The 21,927-nt window shown below is 40.3% G+C and carries 20 protein-coding genes and 1 pseudogene; 9 read left to right on the forward strand and 12 right to left on the reverse strand.

Annotated elements, in window-relative coordinates:
* Positions 1-191: 191 nt before the first annotated feature.
* The 10 genes and pseudogenes from SNR28_RS18405 to SNR28_RS18450 all read right to left on the reverse strand — a co-directional run bounded on the left by SNR28_RS18405 (position 192) and on the right by SNR28_RS18450 (position 8,281).
* Positions 192-1,094, reverse strand: coding sequence for a recombinase family protein (locus SNR28_RS18405; protein ID WP_375750001.1), 903 nt, complete (start codon positions 1,092-1,094; stop codon positions 192-194).
* Between the two features lie 172 nt (positions 1,095-1,266).
* Complete coding sequence (locus SNR28_RS18410; RefSeq protein WP_375750002.1) at positions 1,267-1,803, reverse strand: hypothetical protein; 537 nt, start codon at positions 1,801-1,803, stop codon at positions 1,267-1,269.
* A gap of 81 nt (positions 1,804-1,884) precedes the next feature.
* Complete coding sequence (locus SNR28_RS18415) at positions 1,885-2,793, reverse strand: hypothetical protein (RefSeq protein ID WP_375750003.1); 909 nt, start codon at positions 2,791-2,793, stop codon at positions 1,885-1,887.
* 94 nt (positions 2,794-2,887) lie between these two features.
* Positions 2,888-3,352 carry a hypothetical protein gene (locus SNR28_RS18420; RefSeq protein ID WP_375750004.1) on the reverse strand — a complete coding sequence of 155 codons (465 nt, stop codon included), beginning with the start codon at positions 3,350-3,352 and terminating at the stop codon, positions 2,888-2,890.
* 141 nt (positions 3,353-3,493) lie between these two features.
* On the reverse strand, positions 3,494-3,790 hold the full coding sequence (locus SNR28_RS18425; protein ID WP_375750005.1) for a hypothetical protein: 297 nt from the start codon (positions 3,788-3,790) through the stop codon (positions 3,494-3,496).
* Positions 3,791-3,951: 161 nt separating this feature from the next.
* Positions 3,952-4,080, reverse strand: a pseudogene (locus SNR28_RS18430) (hypothetical protein); the annotation flags it as partial.
* Between the two features lie 68 nt (positions 4,081-4,148).
* Entirely contained in the window at positions 4,149-4,787 is a 639-nt protein-coding gene (locus SNR28_RS18435; RefSeq protein WP_375750006.1) for a hypothetical protein, read from the reverse strand.
* 83 nt (positions 4,788-4,870) lie between these two features.
* Positions 4,871-5,272: a hypothetical protein gene (locus SNR28_RS18440; RefSeq protein WP_375750007.1), complete on the reverse strand. Its 402-nt coding sequence runs from the start codon at positions 5,270-5,272 to the stop codon at positions 4,871-4,873.
* Between the two features lie 1,060 nt (positions 5,273-6,332).
* A complete protein-coding gene (gene xseB, locus SNR28_RS18445) occupies positions 6,333-6,545 on the reverse strand; it encodes an exodeoxyribonuclease VII small subunit (protein WP_375750008.1) in 213 nt (70 codons plus the stop codon).
* Positions 6,545-8,281, reverse strand: coding sequence for an exodeoxyribonuclease VII large subunit (locus tag SNR28_RS18450; RefSeq protein ID WP_375750009.1), 1,737 nt, complete (start codon positions 8,279-8,281; stop codon positions 6,545-6,547). The genes xseB and SNR28_RS18450 overlap by 1 nt, the downstream gene beginning before the upstream one ends.
* Before the next feature lie 307 nt (positions 8,282-8,588).
* On the opposite strand from SNR28_RS18450, the gene SNR28_RS18455 reads away from it, so the two are divergent.
* The 9 genes from SNR28_RS18455 to SNR28_RS18495 all read left to right on the forward strand — a co-directional run bounded on the left by SNR28_RS18455 (position 8,589) and on the right by SNR28_RS18495 (position 18,737).
* Entirely contained in the window at positions 8,589-9,200 is a 612-nt protein-coding gene (locus SNR28_RS18455) for a restriction endonuclease subunit S (RefSeq protein WP_375750010.1), read from the forward strand.
* A gap of 12 nt (positions 9,201-9,212) precedes the next feature.
* Entirely contained in the window at positions 9,213-10,730 is a 1,518-nt protein-coding gene (locus tag SNR28_RS18460) for a type I restriction-modification system subunit M (protein WP_375750011.1), read from the forward strand.
* Positions 10,720-12,009: a restriction endonuclease subunit S gene (locus SNR28_RS18465; RefSeq protein ID WP_375750012.1), complete on the forward strand. Its 1,290-nt coding sequence runs from the start codon at positions 10,720-10,722 to the stop codon at positions 12,007-12,009. Before SNR28_RS18460 ends, SNR28_RS18465 begins: the two co-directional genes overlap by 11 nt.
* A gap of 61 nt (positions 12,010-12,070) precedes the next feature.
* Positions 12,071-12,892, forward strand: coding sequence for a DUF6933 domain-containing protein (locus SNR28_RS18470; RefSeq protein WP_375750013.1), 822 nt, complete (start codon positions 12,071-12,073; stop codon positions 12,890-12,892).
* A 15-nt stretch (positions 12,893-12,907) separates the two neighbouring features.
* On the forward strand, positions 12,908-13,999 hold the full coding sequence (locus tag SNR28_RS18475) for a PD-(D/E)XK nuclease family protein (protein ID WP_375750014.1): 1,092 nt from the start codon (positions 12,908-12,910) through the stop codon (positions 13,997-13,999).
* A gap of 11 nt (positions 14,000-14,010) precedes the next feature.
* Entirely contained in the window at positions 14,011-17,283 is a 3,273-nt protein-coding gene (locus SNR28_RS18480) for a type I restriction endonuclease subunit R (protein ID WP_375750015.1), read from the forward strand.
* Positions 17,283-18,059 carry a M48 family metallopeptidase gene (locus SNR28_RS18485; protein ID WP_375750016.1) on the forward strand — a complete coding sequence of 259 codons (777 nt, stop codon included), beginning with the start codon at positions 17,283-17,285 and terminating at the stop codon, positions 18,057-18,059. The genes SNR28_RS18480 and SNR28_RS18485 overlap by 1 nt, the downstream gene beginning before the upstream one ends.
* 29 nt (positions 18,060-18,088) lie before the next feature.
* Positions 18,089-18,262 (forward strand): hypothetical protein, encoded by a 174-nt coding sequence (locus SNR28_RS18490; RefSeq protein ID WP_375750017.1) that lies wholly within the window; start codon positions 18,089-18,091, stop codon positions 18,260-18,262.
* Entirely contained in the window at positions 18,255-18,737 is a 483-nt protein-coding gene (locus SNR28_RS18495) for a DUF1643 domain-containing protein (protein ID WP_375750018.1), read from the forward strand. The genes SNR28_RS18490 and SNR28_RS18495 overlap by 8 nt, the downstream gene beginning before the upstream one ends.
* A 48-nt stretch (positions 18,738-18,785) precedes the next feature.
* On the opposite strand, the gene SNR28_RS18500 is transcribed toward SNR28_RS18495, so the two are convergent.
* Together SNR28_RS18500 and SNR28_RS18505 are read right to left on the reverse strand one after the other, a co-directional pair.
* A complete protein-coding gene (locus tag SNR28_RS18500) occupies positions 18,786-19,031 on the reverse strand; it encodes a hypothetical protein (protein WP_375750019.1) in 246 nt (81 codons plus the stop codon).
* Between the two features lie 277 nt (positions 19,032-19,308).
* Positions 19,309-21,684 carry a hypothetical protein gene (locus SNR28_RS18505; protein ID WP_375750020.1) on the reverse strand — a complete coding sequence of 792 codons (2,376 nt, stop codon included), beginning with the start codon at positions 21,682-21,684 and terminating at the stop codon, positions 19,309-19,311.
* Positions 21,685-21,927: the final 243 nt, after the last annotated feature.

Below are 21,927 nucleotides of genomic sequence, written 5' to 3' on the forward strand. Positions count from 1 at the left end.
GCTAGCAGGTAGGGTACTTTTACATTGTTAAATAAAAGAAAAAGTCCCCGTGCCCCCTACTTCAAGGAAGGAGATTACTTTGTTGATGAGTTTCTGCTCCCTCACCTATCAAAGTGTTCCTCTTTGAAATGATCAACCTTCATTCGCTAAATCTCTATCAATCCCTTAAAAAGATAATCAAGTTAGTTACTTTAATTGGAGACCACACTGTTTTTCGAATTCCTCGGCGCAATCCCTTGTATCGCTATAAACTCTGCTTGCGCAATCAACGGCGGATAAAAATCGTCAATCTCATAATTTGATTGGTCTGCAACACGATGGTTGGTTGAGTGTATAGTAAACTTCTTTAGTCCAAAAAGAGCAGGATTCTTAAGAATCGACCGAATTGTCGATACAGCCCAAATCTCTTTACCCGTAGGTGACTTAATACCTAATTCAGCCAACTCCCTAACAATACTCTTAATCCCTTTCTGGGCTAGATACATTTCTACGATTATTCTAATTGTTTTAGCGTTTTGATTGAGCACGAATCCGTTTTCCGTACTAGATATCCAGTGAGGAACCTTTGTGAAGAACTTCGTGGGCTTGCCCTCTTCGTGCTCTCGAATTTTATGTCTTAAGCTGCTAGCAAACCGAGTTCTTTTTGTCATTGATTCTTGGAATGCACGATCCATAACAGTAAGAGCATAAAGCATCAATCCTGGCCGCTCGTTCATTTCTGTTCTGTCATATGTATTGCCATCACTTGTGGTCACGATGGTTATATCATTCTGAATTAAACGATTAAGTAGCTCCATCGCAGAAGAAACTGATTCACATCTGAATTGGTCTAACGATTCTATGACTAGAACAGAACCACTCGCTACCTTCCCTTCTTCCACTGCATGGAGGAACATGCCAAGTTTCCCCATTTTATTGATAGCCGATTTGTCGCTATCAAGCACGAGCAGATCTTCGTTGATTTGAAGGTTACATTTTTTAGCAACACGCAAAGCAGATTCATACTGCCTGCTATGTGAATTACTAAAACCTCCCTTTTTGCGAGAAAATAGTGGGAAAAGATAAACTTGAGAATCTTCGTTATTATTGAGCATTTGTTACTTCCTATAAAATTATTATGATATTAGACACGTTATGTGTATAGCCGTGTTACATTGTAACCACATGAATTGTGATGACTGTTGGACTATACGTAGTCTCTGCTTATGAAGATTGCCTACATATGACAAAACCAACATTTAGAGAAAACTCATCAAATATCATGTGTTATTCACCCATCTTCCACATCCGAGTCTTTCGCACTAATTTATGTGGAGGCTCCTGCATCCAGATCTGCATTTGCTTATTACCGTTGAGAGGATTAGCCACCTGCTCCTTAACAGCAGAATAGAATTCTTTTGTTAAACCTGTTGGCATTGTTATCTTTCGAAAACCACGTAACCGCTTAGTTCGAGAATCAACAATATGAACCTCTATTACTAGATTAGCGTTTGGGGTATCTAAAAAATCCATTTCGAGATCGGGGATTAATCGAGCATCAAAAGGACTATCTAATGTGGTTACTTTGAGCCTTCGATCTTTAAATTGCCAAAGAAGCAGTATTGCACCATTTTCGGCAAGTAACCCACAACGCATGTCGCCTCTACTCAATGTTTTAGATTCGTAATCAGATATATCTGGCATGACTATTAAAAGTGTATTTGAAGGTCTAAGAAACTCAGATACTGCTCCACCTTCAGCCGTCAAATTAGGTAGTTGACCGCTATATGGTAACCCTACGATATAAGATTCAAGTTTGTTCATATTTCATCCTTATTAGTTTTATAGTTGTACGAATCCCAGCTACTCAAAATTTTGAGTAGCTAAGTTCAATGAAAATGTGTACTAGTTAATTGGCTTCAAATTAACGATCTGACTCAAACTCAAATAGTCAGCATCGATTCGATCAATTCGATTGTCGTTATGGTCATAGAACTCAAGAAGTGCCGAGTTTGAGTATTTTTTGTCCTTTAACACATCTATGACCCTTCCGACATCACTTTGAATGCTACGGAAAGTTTGCTTGTCAGAGGCATACATAAAACCTTTGATTTTAGCGAGACTTACCAGTTTTAATGCCTTGTTGATATTCTTGAGTAGGTCATCAACATCCTCACCAGTAAGATCTTCAAAATACGAAGCTTTTTTCAGGTTCTCGGCTTCTTTTAACAAGCGTTTTTCTTCTTGTCGCTTTCTTGACTCTTCTAGAATACGTTGAGCATCTTCAAGCTCTTGTTTGCGTTTAGCCTCTTCTTGCTCTCTAGCGATTTTTTCTTGTTCTTCTTTGTAAACCGCTTTAGGGTCTCTCTGATCTACAATTTTGTCTAAAAAGCTTTTAGTCATTTCTCGAAAAGTAAATCTCATAAACCTTCGGTTGTTTTCACGTTCAGCTATAAGATCTCTAAATGCCGAGTGTTGCTCGTCCGTCATAGAGTACTCTTCAACAATTTCCATGATGTTAGCTTCTCGTTTGGCTGCTTCTTCAGCCACTTTCTTTTGATACTGTTCTTCTTCAATCAAGTAAATCTTTTGAGTAGCAACTTCTACGATAAGCTCTGCCTTGGTCTTGCTTCTCAACTTCCACCTTTTATTTCTGGGTTCCCACTTCCCACCCATTTCTCTAATTACATCTTTAATCTTGTATGTGTCACCATAGATAGCCTTTTCGTCGACTAAGTTAATGCGATCACTAGCTTCAAACTCTACATTAACCAAAAGATCTTCGATTTTTTCTTTAATTTCTTGTTTTTTCATTATATTTTCCTATTTGAAATTTTATTAGGGGTGCAAAAATCCATCCGTTCATAATGACGAACAGTTAGTCTTAATAAATTTAATGTTTAGCAGATCACTTTGACGTCAAATCGATCATCTTCAAAACGTTCAAGAAGCATTGATGGAATTTGAAGTCTAAGTACCGTTCCTTCAGTAAGAATGGTTTGCCAGTTTTTCGAGAACCACCAGATGTTGCATAACCAGAGATGACAGCGATGTCAGCATCTATTCGAGCGCCAGAGTCACGGTCATAAGCTCTGCACAGAGGGCGACCAAGGAAATCGATTCCTTTCTTACTTTCGCAAATCTCTCTGTTTGCAGTAATTTCAATTGTGATCGGAAAACTATTGAAAGTTTGGTTAAGTTCTTCCACTTCATCGGCGACAAAATCAGGAAAAACCCAAACTTTTTCTTCATCGTTCCAGCGACCACCGAGATGACGGCACTGGTCAATGAGAATTGTATTGTATGGAGCTTTAAGAGATGTTGTGCCTTGCTCGCTTCCAACGGCAAGATCAGTAGTAATAGATAAATTCATTTTTTTATTAATCCGTAAAATTATTTAATTGTCATTTTGTTTGATTCCTCTTTTTTTATCAGTGCATCTATTAAGATGATTCCCCAACCACCAATATCGTATGTATTCAATTTAATTCATATCTTCATGTCAATTCATGCTTTAAGTCCTCTCATCTAGCGTTAAACTGAAACCCATTTCATCAAAGCTCCGATGCAGTGGAACTATCTGACCTGTATGTAGTTTCATGATAGTAATAATTGTCCCAGGTATTGGGTTTTTGCCACTCCAGTATTTCTCTAGAGCTGAACGTGTTACAGGAAAAACTTCCGTTGCTGCATCGTAATCCAGTGACATAGAGCTACCTGTAGTAGTTCTCCTATTCTTGGTCAGTCCATAGATCCTGCAAAAAGATAAAAAACTTTTGTGTCTTAAGTCTCGAAGTTCTTCTTCGTCCATTTTTATGTCCTCGGTATGGCTAACTACATATACATGATACACACATAATGCACAAATGCAACACCTAAACACATATAATCTTATTAAAGAGCTTAAAACGCATAATATCTGTTATAAGTATTTTATACGCATAATATCCATCATTAAAATCAGGGAGGCATATTGATAAAAAACATATCCGCCTCTATCAATTCAGCATTAAGCCTTTTTGCCATCGTAGATTTACCAGAACCAGGGATACCACGAATGAATGTAATATTCTGTTTTTTCAAAGTATTTGCCTTTTTAATAATTTTTTGTGGCCGTACAGAACCCAACCTCTCAATAATTTTGAGCAGTTAGTTTCTGTAAAAATAAGTTATTGGATTACTTTGACGTCAAACCGATCGTCTTGATGTATCTCAAGGATCTTTGAAGGTATTTGAAGGCGAAGTACTGAGTCTTCGTTGAGGATAGTCGCCCAATTCTTATGCGAACCACCCGAAGTCGCATATCCAGATATGAGCGCAATATCGCTATCAATACGAGCTCCTGAATCACGCTCAAAAGCTCTACAAAGTGTGCGACCTAGGAACTCAATGCCTTTACCGTATTCGCGAATTTCTTCGATTGCGGTAATCTCTACCGTGATGGGTGCACTATTATAGATTTCGTCCAACTCTTCTACCTCGTCAGAGACAAAGCCAGGAAATATCCATGCGTTTTGCTCTTTGTCCCATGTGCCACCTAACCAACGGCATTCCTCGACTAGTAGAGAGTTGTAATCTGATTTGAGCGACACAATGCCCTGCTCTGCTTGAGCCTCCGCACTAGCGCTAAGTTTGTAAATTAGGTCTGTTCCGTACTTAGATCGTACAGAGATATCTTCTACTGCAAGGCAGTGTTCACCGAGCTCTAAGTTTTCAGAATTTGAATCAATAAGCAGCTTACATTTTCGTTTGGCATCTGTTTCTGCTGCGAAATATTTGCGGTTTCTTTTCATTATCTTGAGAATCATTTTTGTTCCTTTTTATATATTAATCATAGTGTTGTATTCCCCTTAATTTTTTTGTTTTTGCCCTACTACTAGAGCTTTGTTAATTAATCCTGGATGTCAGGACAGACTATTCTTTGTGTTTCGCGAACGATTTTGTAAGCAATTTGTTCTTTATACTTATCAAGGTTATGGATCTGAATATCTGCTGTAATGGCTCGATCGCGTCGAACTTCTACTAGCTTCCATCCTCTTGTGTTCCGTACAAAATCCACGAAAGTGGCGTTTGCGACACCTCTATAAGCACCAGGTATATCAGCGTATACAGTAATAGTCGCTTGAATTCCTCGCTGATCTTTCTTGTAAAGAATGTCATCTAGCTTTTTTTGCAACTCGTCTATTTTTGCATATATATTCACCAAAGTTAATGTTCTTCTCTTTACTCTAGACTGCCCCTTTTTAAGTTCACACTCAAGATTACGAATTTCTTTTGTAATTTTATTTTCCATAGCAAAACACCTTTATCTTTATGTAATAGTTAGCTTTTTATTATTGTTTTTGCTTTCGAGACAAATAATATAACGATGCCTAAAAAGTTTCAATTAGGACTAATAGATATTTCATTAGCAGATTATTATATATAATATTTTTGCATATTATTTGCATAATAATATTATATATAATAAATAAAAAAATAACGGTTATTCAAAGAGTTAAGGTTCTAATTAATTTTTTCTGACTAATTTTCAATCAATTATGGGGAGGTAAAATAAATCTCGCACAAAATTGATCTGTATCAAATTAAAATTTATTTCTAGGTAATTCAGACAGACTCACCACCGATAAAAATCGTGGTGAACATAACTTGGTTTGACATTAGATGATGTGTCCAATTGCGCTCCGCAGTATGGACAAAAGGCTATAGGTAATATGATCAAAGAGGCCGTTTGACCCTCATATTCAAGATAGTGATTATTCTCTAAGTCTTCCAGAGTCACTTCTATCGAAAGACTCAACCACCACCCGCCTGTATTCAGTTGATAAACTTCGCAACCAGATCACTCTGTTGGAGTACACTTATGGATAGCGATTACTTCTTCATCACACATAGTTAAAGTCTCAGGTATTCGTGTTGCTGGTAATATTATGATTTACTTGATAAAAGGCAGCTCGACTATCATAGAATAGCTGAGTCAAACTCCTTCGCTGAGCTATGAAGACTGATTGTACCTCACTGTCGATTCGGGTAGTTATGATACTGCGAAGCTCGAAGGTTAGATCACAAGACAGCGGAGCCAGGCTATCGCAATTATCAAACCACAACAGGACATTGCCTGATGGACTCTCCAGGGCGTTTTTGAAAGCATAATTTTCTGGAGCCCTAACGGCTTGTTCGGGACTTTCATACCTACTGAAATCCAGATAGTGCACAGCTATACCTTTTCTTTGCGCCAAATCAGAAGCCTTCCCAATGAATGTTTCATCCAGTCGGCTCTTGTCGGCAGAACAAATTCTAAGATCTAATGACCAGGCATTATCAACAAACCGCTCAGGCGTGACTGTCATAAACTACTTATTAGCTGGCTTAGCTTGCTGCTCTATTTCTTGAAGCAACTTTTCTACTTCTTCAATACGACTCATACAATGTCGATAAGCTGCTGTGCCTTGTTGTACCAAGGGTATAATTTTATCTACATCTGGCACATTCTGTTGAGAAAGTTCATCAGCAGCAGATTTGAGCTTGTTGTAGTTTTCCATATAAGTATTTGTGTTTTGGTTCATTACTCTTCTCCTGTATTAACTGGCTGATTTATCAAAGAAACATTACCGTCCTGTAGCTGCACTTGATACTCCTGTCCTTTACTAAATTGACCAACATGCTTAACCACACCTCCTTCATGGCTATACACAATCGCATAGCCTCTTTCCAATACCTTTTGTGGATCATAAGCATCTATGAGTCTGAACTCGCTAACCAGCTCTTGTTTATTTATTCTGATGTTTCGCTGAGCACTAAGAAGTAGCTCACCATGGTATTGATTAAGAACTTGTCTTTGATGATTAGAATGCCTTTGCCCATGGAGAGCTAAAAGCTTTGCTGTATCAATAGCTTGATATCGAGCCGTTTGAATATTGTTCTTTGCAGACTGGCTCATATTGAGCCAAATCTGACGAGTGTCCTGCTTTTGCTTCTCTAGAAGCTTGGTAGAGTTGAGCTTCAAGTGACTTAATGATGATGTTACGTCTTGCTTCGCAGAGGCTAACGAATACTTACTGGATGAGTTCAATAGCTCGTGATTGCTTACAACAGTAGCTTTCGCATCTTGAATATTTTGGTGCGCATAGCGGATCGAAGCTTGCTGATAGTCCCGAAGCTCCAATCGCTGTACGTTAACATGATGTTTACCACTGATAAGCAATGACTGTAAATTCTCAGTTACCTTAAACTTACTGTCACCAATTTTTTGTTTTGAGTTTGCAAACAGACGGTCACCTAATTGCCCAATATAATTTTTCCAGTAGGATAAAACCGAAACTTGTCCAGTTTTTATACGGTGCAAATCTTGCTGATGAATCTGTTTTTGATGGCCGCAAAGGGACTCTGCCTTCGCTTTCAACCTAAGAAATGCCTCTCTCGATTCTAAAGCATTTTGGATAATAGTCTGCTGAATGTGGTTTATAACCATCGATGGTGTGCCGAACGAACGATGAGCATATTCATCAAGCAACACACTATCTTCTTTATGTCCAATACCAGTATACACAGGGTACTTACATCTACAGACTGATCGGACTAACTTTGATTCACTAAGCTCATTAAGACCAGCTTTGTCACCACCACCTCGGATCAAACAAACTACATCGTAGTTATGATCATTACGAATGAGCTCATTAATAGCCAATGGAATTGAGTTCAACCTTTGCTGGCCCTGAAAAACAGCGGTAAAGTAGTCAAAATGACAAAGTCCATGGTGCTGAAGCATATCTGCTTTACTCCTGAAATCCCCTAAGCCAGCAGCATTCGCTGGAGCAACAACAGCAACCCTTGTAAATTCCTGAGGTGACCTTAAATTCTTATTTAGTTCTTCTTCACCTAACTCCTTTATGTGCTCCCGAATCATTTGAAGTTTTAATTCAAACGCACCCACCGTAAAGCTTGAGTTAATATCAACAACGATCAGATTCATTCCAAATTGTGGATTAAACTGAACTTCCACCAGTAGCATCACACTTAAATGGGGCGCGAATCGAACTTTAGTCTCTTTTTCAAACTTACCAATAATTCCAGTACGGTTAGACCATATCACAGCCCTTGCTTTAGCAGTTTGACCACCTTCGTTAGTATCAGAAAGCTCGAGATAAACATGACCAGATTGGTTTCTGTTGGTCTTTACAAGCTCTGCTGTAATCCAATATCGGCCATTAAAATCACGTCGCAAAACAGCCCCAACATGTGTAAGGAGTTGAGTAAGAGATTGACTTGAAATGCCTTGGTGACCAGATTCAGCAGGATTCATCTATTGTCCTCTTATTGTGATAAGTAATAGGCTAACTCGCTCAAGCTTTAACTAAATTGAAGTGGCTAAAATTTCCATATAAAAAACTATCTTGTATCGCACATAACGTTACCCTGTAGCTGAATTATTGTCTCAACGACACACCACTCAGTGCACCATTTACATACTGCATGCAAAACAATATTCACTTTAGTGCAAAAAGTCAAAAGTTTTATTTGCATCATGTGAATACTGTAAATGAGAATTGAAAGATTCTGGTTTGCTGTCAAAATAAGGGCACTAATCAAAACTTCAGAGATATAACTGCATGATTGAGGGAATTAAATCCTCAAAAACTGTTCCTCTATCAGAGCTTGTGACTATTCAGGCTGGTTATCCTTTTCGTGGAGCTATTAGAGAAATACCGACTGGTGATGTCAGAGTAGTCCAGGCCAAGGACATATCTGATCTTGGTGAGCTACTTTCTGATGATTTAATCGTCACGGAGCTAACGGGTAGAAAAAAAGCAGAATGGCTGAACAAAGGTGATGTACTATTTAGCGCGAAAGGGATCAGGCATTTCGCTTGTTATGTTGATCGAGAGATGGAAAACACAACATGCTCCCCTAGCCTATTTTTGCTTCGTCCAAGATCAGACATGAAGGATGCCATTAATAGTCAATTCCTCACATGGCAACTTAATCAGCAACCAATTCAAAACTATTTCAGGCGAAGTGCAGAAGGAAGTCTTCAGATAAGCATCCGAAAGCAGGTGCTGGCTGAAACACCTATCGCCTTACCTGATATCGAAACACAAAACACTATTGCCAAGCTTTATGCTGCCAGTATCAAAGAGAACGCAGCACTTCAGAAGCTTATTAACAACCGTCAGATGCAGCTTAATGCAATAGCGTCTGACCTAATCAAACATTCAAATTAAGAGCCAGAAATAATGGTAAATACACCGATTAACCAAGACGAAATCAACAAAGCTGTTTGGGGCGCATGTGATACATTCCGTGGAACTGTAGATCCTTCTATCTATAAAGATTTCATCCTAACCATGCTGTTCCTTAAATACATCTCAGATGTTCATCAAGACAAGTATGACGAATTAAAAGCAGAATACGGTGATGAACCTGAGCTTATTGCTGAAATGATGGTTAGCCAGTCATTCCAGGTTCCAACTGGATCAACTTTCTGGGATCTATATGAATCACGTCATGAAGCTGGTAACGGTTCTCGCATTGACCAGGCTCTTCATGCAATTGAAGAAGCTAACGGCACCAAACTTAAAAATGTATTCCAAGACATCAGCTTCAATACTGACAAGTTGGGTGATGAAAAGCAGAAAAATGAAATCCTGCGTCACCTTCTAGAAGATTTTGGTAAAGAAACTCTGAACCTTCGTCCAAGCCGAGTTGGCTCTCTGGATGTCATCGGTAACGCATACGAATATTTGATTAAACACTTCGCTGCTGGCAGCGGTAAATCAGCAGGTGAGTTCTATACCCCAGCCGAAGTATCAGACTTGCTTTCCATTCTTCTTGCTCCGCAAGAAGGCGACACTATATGTGATCCAGCATGTGGCTCTGGCTCCCTACTTATGAAATGTGGTAAGCAGGTTCAGAGCAACTTTAATGGCTCCAAAAAGTACGCGCTATTTGGTCAGGAAGCGATTGGCTCAACATGGTCTCTATCCAAGATGAACATGTTCCTGCACGGTGAAGATAACCACCGAATTGAGTGGGGCGACACTATTCGCAACCCTAAGCTTCAGGATAAAGATGGTGGCCTACTCCATTTTGATGTTGTAACCGCAAACCCGCCGTTTTCACTTGATAAGTGGGGCCATGAAGGTGCCTCCGATGATCACTTTGGTCGTTTCCGTCGTGGCATTCCACCAAAAACCAAAGGCGACTACGCGTTTATCTCTCATATGATCGAAACGCTAAAACCTCAAACAGGTCGAATGGGTGTTGTAGTTCCTCATGGTGTTCTTTTCCGCGCGTCAACCGAAGGTAAAATCCGTAAAGCGCTAATCGATGAGAACCTGCTTGATACCGTAATTGGCCTGCCTGAAAAACTGTTTTTTGGAACAGGTATTCCAGCCGCAATTCTGCTCTTCAAAAAGCAGAAGGACGACAAAGAAGTACTGTTTATTGATGCTTCGCGTGAATTCAAATCGGGTAAAAACCAGAACCAGTTAACAGTAGAAAACATCCAGAAGATCGTTGATACCTACAAGGCTCGTGAAAGCGTAGATAAATATGCCTACCTAGCCACTTTAGAAGAAATCCAGGAGAACGACTACAACCTCAATATCCCTCGATATGTCGATACTTTCGAGGAAGAAGAAGAGATAAATCTGATGGCAGTTCGTGCAGAGCGTCTTGAGCTAAAAGATGAACTAGCTGATCTTGAAGCTGAAATGGCAGGTTACCTAGAGGAGTTGGGTTATGGTGCCTAATGGGTGGAAAGATGGTCGAGTTGGTGATTTGCTGCTAGGGCTTGAGTCTGGTGTCAGTGTTAATGGCGAAGACCGTCAAATGAAAAATGGTGAAAAAGGTGTGTTAAAAGTAAGTGCAGTTTCTTACGGAATATTTGACCGAAATGCCACAAAAGTTATCGATTCACCTAACGAATTGCATCGTGCTAAAACAAACCCAAAACAAGGGCAGATCATAATTAGCCGAAGCAACACTGAAGAGTTAGTTGGAGCCAGTGCATATATAGAGCGTGATTTTTCTGACTTATTCCTTCCAGATAAGCTGTGGCAAACGCTCCCTAAACCAAATTCAGATATGAAGTGGTTAAGCTACGTTTTAGCGTCTGAACATAGTCGTTACACATTATCTAATCTCGCTACTGGTACTAGCGGCTCGATGAAAAACATCACTAAGGGAGAGTTACTTGGCTTAAAAATTGGTATCCCCCCACTCCCAGAACAACGTAAAATCGCCAAAATCCTCTCAACCTGGGATAAGGCTATTGCGACCAACGAAAAGCTGATTGAAACCAGCAAACAACAGAAGAAAGCGCTGATGCAGCAGCTTTTGACGGGTAAGAAGCGTTTGTTGAATCCTGAGACGGGTAAGGTGTTTGAGAAGGATTGGGAAGAAGTTAGATTGATAGATACCGCTGGTAAAGAAAAATACAGTTTTACAGGAGGCCCCTTCGGATCTGACTTGAAATCTTCAGACTACACACAGTCAGGCGTTCGTATTATTCAACTTCAAAACATTGGAGATGGCTGCTTTCATAACTCATACCAAATATTTACTAGTCAACAGAAAGCTAATGAGTTAGCTAGCTGCAATATTTTCCCTGGCGATATAATTATTTCCAAGATGGGTGATCCTGTCGCGCGGGCAACTATAATACCTGCTTTCCATCAAAGATACTTGATGGCTTCTGATGGTATTCGATTGGCAGTAGATAGATCGAAGTACAATAACAACTTCATTCTAGAAATGGTCAACTATAGTAACTTCAGAAACAATGCCCTTTCTAAAAGCACAGGTTCAACTAGAAAACGTATAGGGCTCACTGATCTAAAAAATATTAGATTAAAAATACCTCAATTAGAGGAGCAACAAAAGATCGCCTCTGTTCTCTCCATTGCTAATAAAGAAATTGAAGTATTAGAAGCCAAACTATCTCACCTCAAGCAAGAGAAAAAGGCGTTGATGCAGCAATTGCTGACTGGCAAGCGTCGAGTGAAGGTGGAAGAAACAGAAGCTGCATAAAGGGAAATAATTAGATACGGCAGATAGCATCTACCGTTTTCATAACAAAACAGGAATACCGATGTTAGTTTACAACTGCACCAAAGCCGCTGTTGACTTCTTTACCGTTACACGTAAAGGTAAGAAGGACTCACCATTAACTGAGCCGCCGATAGATTCTATTAGCGATTCAGGGAATGACGTCAGGCACATCTCCCAATGGCTGGTTCATGCAATCAAGGTTCAGCGCAAGCATGTGCTGATAGTTATGCACATCCATACCCGCTATGCCATGATCTTTTGTAACCTTAAAAAAGGGGACTGGAACACCTTCTTAGAACTGCATCTTGAGCGGTTGTTTAACAATATGCAGTTTTTCGGTGAAGAGTTCGAAATGTGTGATGAACACACCTTTCATAACATGTTCCGTCGTTACCTGCGTAAACATCCAAAACCCTACTTCTGTAAGCGTGGTGATCGCAGCGCACAAAGCCACATCAACGAAGTCGTCTGGCAATTCGAAGATCGAGTTAACGAAATTGGTGTTCTCCCCAACAATCAGGAAGAAGCTGCATCCTTCGATGAATGGATAAACAGCATGATCCGCAGTACTAAACGTCATCCAGACTACTTTTATCCTGATGAAGAAATGTTTTTCGACTGGATGTTGGAATATGGCGATTTAGATCCAAGTGAACGAGAATTTGTACAAGCTAACTTTGCTTCACTTCGACAACAAATGCGAGCTACTGGTATCTCTGACCCAGATAAGATTGATGAAATACAAGCTGCGATGGAAGCGGTCATGGAACAACATAATAAGCGGATTAATAAAACACAGTTAGACTCGCTACCAGATAACGTTGTTGACTTTCAAGCTGCTAAGGCTAGTCAAAAACATTAGTCAGAAAGGCTAGATATGAAAACAAAAAAAATGATAAAAAAGATGCGTGAACTGTTAAAACGCGCGGAATCCATTCCCAATGAGGAACCCAACGAACCAACTATTTTCAGCATAGGCAGCAAGGGCTACTACGAAAATCCAACAACAGATATCTTAGCTTTTTTCACGGACAATAATGCTTCACACGGATTAGGTTCATTAGTATTAAAGTCCATTATTCAGTGTTTACCAGATCAATTCCAAAAGCTAGATTGTTCTCTTACAGAGTCCCCTGAACGAGAAGTTGCGACTAAATCAGGTAAACGTATTGATCTGTTGCTTGAAGGTGAACAATGGGTAATTATTCTTGAAAATAAAGTGTTTCATGAGCAAAACAATCCATTCGAAGAGTATGAAAACTTCCTAAGAGAGGAACGAAATCAAGATCGTTTTGACGGCAAACAAGCAATCTTCGTTGTACTTTCTCCTACAGGCCAAGCCCTGAAAGAAAATTGGCACGGCATTAGTTACATTGAGCTTATTTCAACAACTAAGCATAAATTAGCTGAGCACTTCATCGACCATCCACTGAACAAGTGGACTTTGCTTTTACGTGAATTCCTTATGCACCTGGAGACCATGATGTCAAAACCTACTACATCTGAAGAAACTATCAGTTTTGTTTTAGAAAATCTAACCGCGATAAAAAATCTTCAGGATATGAAAAAAAACGCAGTCAACGATTATCATCGTTATCTTCAACTCAAGCTTCAGCAATCGCTAGAACAAACCGTAAACATCAGTTTAAATCATTGGGACAGCATGCCTGCATTGCGTTTTTCACTCGATAATTGGGCTAAGAGCAATTCCGATGTAGTTCTATACCTAGATGGTAACCCTGATGAATCACATATTAACTTCTACGCTGAATTACTTGAAAAGAATAGTACTGAGTTTGCTGATAAGTATATAGATACAAATAGCTGCACCGATATATGGGTTGAACAAGCAGGTAAATTCAGAGGTTATCAGCGCATATTCAAAGGTAAGTCTGAAAGTGATATTTTAAGTGAACTCAAATCAAGATTACAGCAGTTAGATAATTATGAGCAAGCAGCAAGATCGTAAGGAACTTCATTGTGAGTAATGTATTACCTAATTTCCGTGAAGAACAAAGTGCCAAGATTCCTGCTCTTACACTTCTAACAAATCTTGGCTATCAGTTCATTCCACCTACAGAATGCGTTGCTAAACGAGGCAACCTATCAACGGTGATTTTGCCAGATGTTCTGCGAAATGTGCTCAAGCACAAAAACTACAGTTTTATGGGTAAAGAGCACAAACTCTCAGAAGCAGCTATCGATAAGATAGTTCAGGAATTAGCCAATCCAGCTATGAATGAAGGTCTGAAAGCCGCTAATGAAAAGCTATATGATGCCCTAACCTACGGCATAAGCGTCACCGAGTTTATTGATGGGAAAAAGGCAAACTCAACTATCCACGTAATTGACTGGGAAACACCAGCGAATAACCAGTACCACTTCACGGAAGAGCTGGAGGTTGAGAATGCACATGGAACGGGTAAACGAATTCCTGACATTGTTTGTTTTGTAAATGGCCTGCCTTGGGTAGTCATTGAAGCCAAAAGGCCTGATTCGTCTCATGAAGGTAAGCCAACTGTCCCAGAAGGTATTTCACAGAACATTCGCAATCAGAAAGTTGATGAGATCCCTCATTTATTCGCTTATAGCCAGTTGCTGCTTTCTGTAAACGGTCATGAAGGCCTTTATGCAACTTGCGGTACTCCAGAGAAGTTTTGGGCGAAGTGGAAAGAAGAAGAAATTACCGAAGCTACTTTTTCTAGGTTGAAGAATTCACCTTTAAGCCAGAAGCAGTTAGAAGCTATTTTTGACCACCGCCCAGGTAAAGTACTGGACGAATACCTAAGCCTCATTGCAGGCGGTGAACTAATCGTTACCGACCAAGATAGACTTCTTGTATCCCTACTCCGCCATGACCGCCTTCTAGAAATGGCTCGTCTGTATACCTTGTTTGATAAGAAGGCTGGCAAGATTGTCGCTCGCTATCAGCAAGTGTTCGGAATCAAAGCTCTGATTGATCGTGTGACATCGTTTGACGATCAAGGTGCCCGTAATGGTGGCGTGATTTGGCATACCACTGGCTCTGGTAAATCCTTCACCATGGTATTTCTCTCCAAGGCACTTATCTGGCTAAAAGAGCTAACAAAGTGTCGTGTTGTGGTAGTCACTGACCGCGTAGATTTGGAAGATCAGTTAGCCAGAACCTTTGCCTCAGGTGGAGCCTTATCGGAAAAAGATAAAAAGCATGCAATGGCTACAACAGGCCGCCGATTAGCAGAGCAAATCGGCAAAGGTAACGAGCGCATCATCTTCTCTATCATCAATAAGTTCGGTACAGCGATAGAATTGCCTGAATGTTATAACGACAGCGCTGACATCATTGTGTTAGTCGATGAAGGGCACCGTAGCCAAAATGGTGAAAACAACATCCGCATGCAGCAAGCATTGCCTAAAGCTGCGTACATTGGATTCACTGGTACTCCCCTACTCCAGGATGATAAAACCGAGAACAAGTTCGGAAAGATCATTCACTCTTACACTATGCAGCAAGCCGTTGAAGATAAAACCGTAACTCCCCTTCTTTATGAAGAGCGTATTCCTGATCTTAGCACTAATGACAAAGCCATTGATGCTTGGTTCGATCGAATTACTGACAAACTTTCCGAAAAGCAGCGCACTGACCTGAAGAGGAAGTTCTCACAGAAGGGCCAGGTGTACCAGGTTGAAGGACGGCTGGAACTAATAGCCCACGACATCTCAGATCATTTCCAGAATTTCAAACAACAGCGTTTGAAGGGCCAACTAGCATGTGACTCCAAAGCCTCTGCAATCCAATACAAGAAGCTGTTGGATGACATTGGCAAAGTGACGTCTGTTGTCGCTATGTCTCCTCCTGACACTCGTGAGGGTCATGATACCGTTGACGGTGAAAGCAAAGATCTGGTGCAAAATTGGTGGAAGGAAAATGTCGGGAATCAGGATGAAAAAGTCTATACCAAACACATCATTGAAGAATTTGGTAAAGACGATGGCCCTGACATTATGATTGTAGTTGATAAGCTTCTTACTGGGTTTGATGAGCCTAAGAACACCGTACTATACATCGATAAGCCGTTAAAACAGCATAACCTCATCCAGGCTATTGCTCGAGTAAACAGACTCCACCAGCAAAAACAATTTGGTTATCTAATCGATTATCGAGGCATCCTGAAAGAGCTGGATGCAACAATTGCTGATTATCAAGATTTGGCAGAACGTACTCAAGGTGGTTTTGATATCGACGATCTGAAAGGTTTGTATAGCCGAATGGATACTGAGTACAAGAAGCTACCAGGACTCTATGCCGACCTATGGGCTATCTTCGACGGAGTGAAGAACAAACAAGATGGCCAGGCACTTCGCCAAGTTCTAGCTCCAAAAATCGATACTATCGATGGTCAGCTTACTGATACGAACCAGAAAAAGCGCGACGACTTTTACTCAGCCCTAACCGCATTTGCTAACTGTTTGAAGGTGGCTCTTCAATCAGCAACGTACTTCGAGGATAAGAGTTTTGACGATAAACGAGACCTCTACAAAAAGACTCTCAAAACCATGTCAGAACTTCGTAAGCAAGTTCGTGAAGATGCAGAAGAAACCGTTAACTACGATGAGTATGCGGAAAATATTCGAACTATGTTGGACAAACATATTGGCGGCGTAGAGATTCAAGAGCCCGAAGGTGCTTATCTTGTTGGCAATATGGGTAAAGCTCCTCATCCTGAAGAAATGAGTGATGATGAAGCGCGTAACAAGAAAGATGCAATAACTGGCCGTATCACTAAGATGATTGACCAGGATTTGGCTGATGACCCTTATGCTCAAGAGTACTTCTCAAGGTTGCTGAAGCAGGCGATTGAACAGACTAAAGAGATGTTCGATGCTCCTGTTAAGCAATACCTGCTATTTGCTGATTTCGAGGAGCAGGTAAAAGAACGCAAAGTTGATGGTATCCCAACCGACTGCTTCAGTGATCTAGATCCTAAGGTTAAGCGTCATGTACAGTCTTATTACTGTTTGTTTCCTCATCACTTTGGCGATGACAATCCACTATCTGAAGATGATTGCTTCAATTACGCAATTCAAATCGATGAGATTGTTACGGCTGCTGTTGCTGAATTTTCGATTAATCCTCAGGAGATAGAAAATCAGATCAACCGTAAATTGTTACCACTGTTGTTTAAAGATGCTGGACTTGGGATGGATAAAACCAAAGCCATCATTGCAGACATTATTCAGATCACCCGTCTGGGCGTGTCAGGTCATCACTAATGACCTCAGTAGGCTCTAAAGAAAGAGATAAGGAAGAGTACAGCTTCATCTATGGCGATGAAGCTGTTAGCTACGAAGTCGTTCGTAAACCCCACCCTGAAGGAATAAAACGTAAGATCACTATTAAGGTTCATCCCAACTGTGAAACTGTGGTTACTGCCCCTGATGATGCAGATAGGACTGATATTCATGAAGCAGTAATGAAGCGTGCAAAATGGGTCTATGATGCCTTGAAAGAATTTCGAGACCATCTGGAGTACGTTCAGCCGAAGAATTATGTCAGTGGTGAAATGCAGTTCTATCTAGGTCGTCGCTACGTTTTGAAGATCGTCGAAGATAATGATGCTCTACATACGGTAAAAATGACTAGAGGAAAGCTGTTAATTACTCTCACCAGGTTTAACGAAGACAAAACCGCTATGGTTAAAGCTCTGGTTAGCAACTGGTATAAAGTGCGTGCAGAGCGAATTTTCCATGAACGGTTAGCAGAGCTCCTCCCACAAGCCACTTGGGTTAAGGGTATCCCAAGCTTTCGTGTTCTGCCGATGCAAAAACAGTGGGGAAGCTGTTCCGCGAAAGGGAACTTAATGCTTAATCCACACTTGGTTAAAGCGCCTAAAGAATGTATCGACTACGTGATTCTTCATGAGCTTTGTCATATTGCTGAACATAACCATAGCGAACGATTCTGGCGTTTATTGACCAGCGTTATGCCTCATTGGAAAGAAGTCAAGGCTCGGCTTGATGGGATGGCGGAGCTGTACTTAAATGAGTAAAAGTAAAACAACAGCTAAGGAAACTTGTTATGCACTGCCCTACCTGTGAAAAACATATTGGCTGGGACTGGCTTGAGGAAGAGTCCATTGAGCCAAATGAAGAGTTCGAATGCCCTCATTGTGGAGAAGCTTTGCGTTACGAAATCGACGAAGGTACTTACTATGGGGCTCAGCATATAACCATTGAGGTTGTAGATGATTAAATCTGCCGTTTTGTCTGAATGTAGAAAATACCGATATGAGCTTTGGCGAACCTGGGATGACGCCAAGCCCTATGCCATGTTTATAGGGCTGAATCCTTCTACTGCCGACGAAATAGAAGACGATCCAACTATTCGTCGATGTATTAATTTTGCCAAGGATTGGGGATATGGTGGCCTTTGCATGACCAACCTTTTTGCTTTCAGAGCTACCCAACCTGAACATATGAAGAAAGCAAAAGATCCCGTGGGTGTTCGAAACAATGACACCCTACTTTCCCTGTCTAGAGATGCTGGGGTTATTGTAGCAGCATGGGGTAATGATGGTAGCTTCTTGAGTCGGTCATCGAAGGTCAAAGCCATACTACAAAACCTTGCCGCTTTGAAGGTAAACAAGTCTGGTGAGCCAGCGTACCCTATATACAAAGACTACGTCCATCCCTTTACCTCTCGGCTGAACATTTTGGATCAGCTGTAATATGGTAGCCACCAGATGGTGGCCCTGAGTATAAAGAACTTTTAAAAATCAATGTACTGAATATGCAGGTTGTTTAAGCCCAAACTGCAAAAGCAAGTGTTCAAAGTAAACACCTGAAACTCCATTCTCAGCCAACATACGCTGTGAATTTCTCATGCTTATATGAAGAATTTCCGACAATGTTTTGGAACATGGATTATTCAAATGATTAATATAACCAAGTTCCTTCAGGAGGGAACTTAGCTCATCGGCACTAAGTTTATCTTTTGATGCCAGCTCCTTTAGTATAATCATGTCTCTACCTGTAAAATACCAATACTGTATGGATGCACAGTATCATTAATTGTAGAGAGTTGTCAATTTGAGTACGGCTTTATGTATAGTGAAATGCTAATTTAGCAACATTAAAGACTAAACTTCCATTTAATGATACTGATTTAGAATGAATGGGAGTTTTTGAGCAGCAAGCCTTACCGTGTCACTTTATGTGTATGGTTCAGTTGGGAGTGCCAGAACTGATTGCCAACGTACCCCCTATGGAAAATTTAGTTCCCAACCGCCCTTCTATTGTTTAACTAAAATAATCAGCGGCACTTCGTGCATAAGGTGAGAGTGTGTAGACATAACAGTTAATAGAACGTCCATCTATCATACGCTTTACTCTCCTACCCTGAAACCCAGCAGCATCCAACACTGCCCTGATCATAATGAGTGCTTTATCAGGTTTCACTCTCGCTTTTCCAAACCGTAAGGGTTGAGGTAAATCTACATCAACTTGACCAATATCCGTTGTCTGAAGTCGTTCGATCAAAGAAGACGCAATCTTCTGATTTGCAACAATTTCACATAATGTATAGTCAGGCCCTGACGCTATCTTTCCAAATTCCTGACGCAGTAGAGATTCTCGATAATAATGAGCATCTGAGTGGAATAACTTATATACACTAATATCGAAACTAGTACAGAACTCTACCTCCTTCTTCGTTATGTTATTTACTCCTGTTATTTGCTGAATATGGTGCCGTTTAAGACAGTATCCTTCAGCTTTTGTCTTCCCTTGCTTACCCTCTAACACAACAGCTTCTGATTCGGAGATATCTGATTCTGATAGAATTTCTTTGATTTCACTTATCTTTAGTTGTTTTTCGTTTTGCTTTCTCTCGTTGAATGCAAGATTTCTATCTTCTTTAGATGCATCGAGTGATGGGTGATCGACCATGTTAAATTTTAGAGTTTTTAGGGCTTCTGGAAGAGTAATAGCAATATTGCTGGTCAACAATTCATGCTCAGTTTTATACTCAGCTAAAAGCTCAGCGAAGAATGGTTCTGCTGCACCTTCTCCTTGCACCTCTGTTAAATGTTGAGTGTGGTCAACAGTCTTGGAGCGTTCCGTATTAACGCCATAAACAAACTTAGTAGCGGTTCTAAAACGGCGAGGAAATTGAATCAAGCCAGCAGGATCCAAGGTACCGTTGGCAATAATGTATATTTTGTCCGTGTAGTGTTCCGTGATAGAAAATCCTTTGCCTAAAGTTGGAGAACACAAAATTGCACGATATTTCCCCGATTTAATTACTGCATTTGGATCTTCAAGAAACTCCTTCTGCGCCTCTCTGCCATGAGTTTCAGAATTAAGTACCAGAATACTCTCATCCAAAGCAGTTTCATCATTAAGAGATTTATTGTCACGACCCTTCAACCCTTTCAAAAAGACATTAAGATCCTTTAGTCTGTCAAACAGAACCACAACAGGCTTATCATTCGCAGTAACCGCAGCTGTAGCTTCCTGGAATACCATGTCTTTAGTTGCTGTACTTACTTTGATATGACTGTAGTCCTGCTCAATATTGAATATTTGGATATCTGGTCTTATAGAAGTCAGTAGCTTGGCAGTTAATGGCGAGATATCTGCGTCAGCAACAACCAGGCAAGGGGCACTCTTGATAACTCGAATCAATGAATCAATAATTAACTTCCTGGTTTCCACCGTCATACGATTCTTAGACTTTGGGTTGTCGTTTCCTAAAAGGATATTTCTGATACATGATTCGATTTCATCAATCACAACAAGATCACTGGACAAAACTTGCTCAAGAAAAATCTTTTGTCCCAGGGAGTTAATACAGACTGAAAAAGCTTTAGGATTAAGATAGTCAATGTTACTTGCGCCAGTTTCATAGCTAACAAAGCCTTCACCGATGCCACAATGAGTCGTGCTATTTTTGTTAATGATTGTTTTTAGAGAAGAGATAAATGATACTTTTTTTTCTGAGGCTAAGTACGCTCTTATCAATGGATCAATTAGTTCAGTATTTTTTCCCGCACCAGTCATAGCTTTAATAGCCAAAACTAAAGCCTTTGATATCTCAGAAAGCCCTGACACGTCGATGACATTATCATCAGGGTTTAACAACAGGTTTTCACGTACAACTTTAATAAGAAAATCATTCTTACTTTTTGCTATCTCCCCCGATTCAACTTTTGATACACCATACTTCTCTAACCTTTTCTTAAATCCCGTTCTTGAGTACTCAATACCCACAGATGATGCAGCTATAGAACAAAGTAAGCGTTTGAAGTAATTATCGCCAGAGATCGCATATAGACGCGCGTTCATGTGCAGGTAATTGTTGGATGAAAACTGTTCTCCAGTATCAAAACATAGGAAGCCTGATGCTGAAGTATACGTATACTTTTTGATAGTACTGGCAAGCTCTGTACTACTTGTAACCAGAGTGATCTGATGTCTCTTGGTTGGCTGATAGTAATTTAGCACATCCGCAATTTGGCAAGATGGCTCAATAACATAGGCGTCGGGATAAGCTTTGAGGAAGTCGCTAACTGGTATGTCGACCAATAGGAAAGCAGTTGACTTTTTGTTTGTTTCAGGCTGATTATATACAGCGTGACGAGCAGTATGCTCTGCTCTTATTTTCTTTATACTCATTTTGTGAATCTCTGTAATTATTATAATGATTCTTTTACTGTTCATCCATACAGTATCGCGACAGATTGGCGCTGTCAACAGTTCATTCGATTAAAAAATATCCTCATTGGCCCTGCTACGCAGGAAATTAGCGATGTTAAGGCTTATTGGTTGTCATGCCTCCATCGCCATGTTCAATAGGTAACTACAAATCTACTCACCTAGCTCTTTTTATATATAAAACAGGAAACATGAGTAGTTGCG

Source organism: Vibrio iocasae (assembly GCF_042245395.1).
GTDB lineage: Bacteria > Pseudomonadota > Gammaproteobacteria > Enterobacterales > Vibrionaceae > Vibrio > Vibrio iocasae.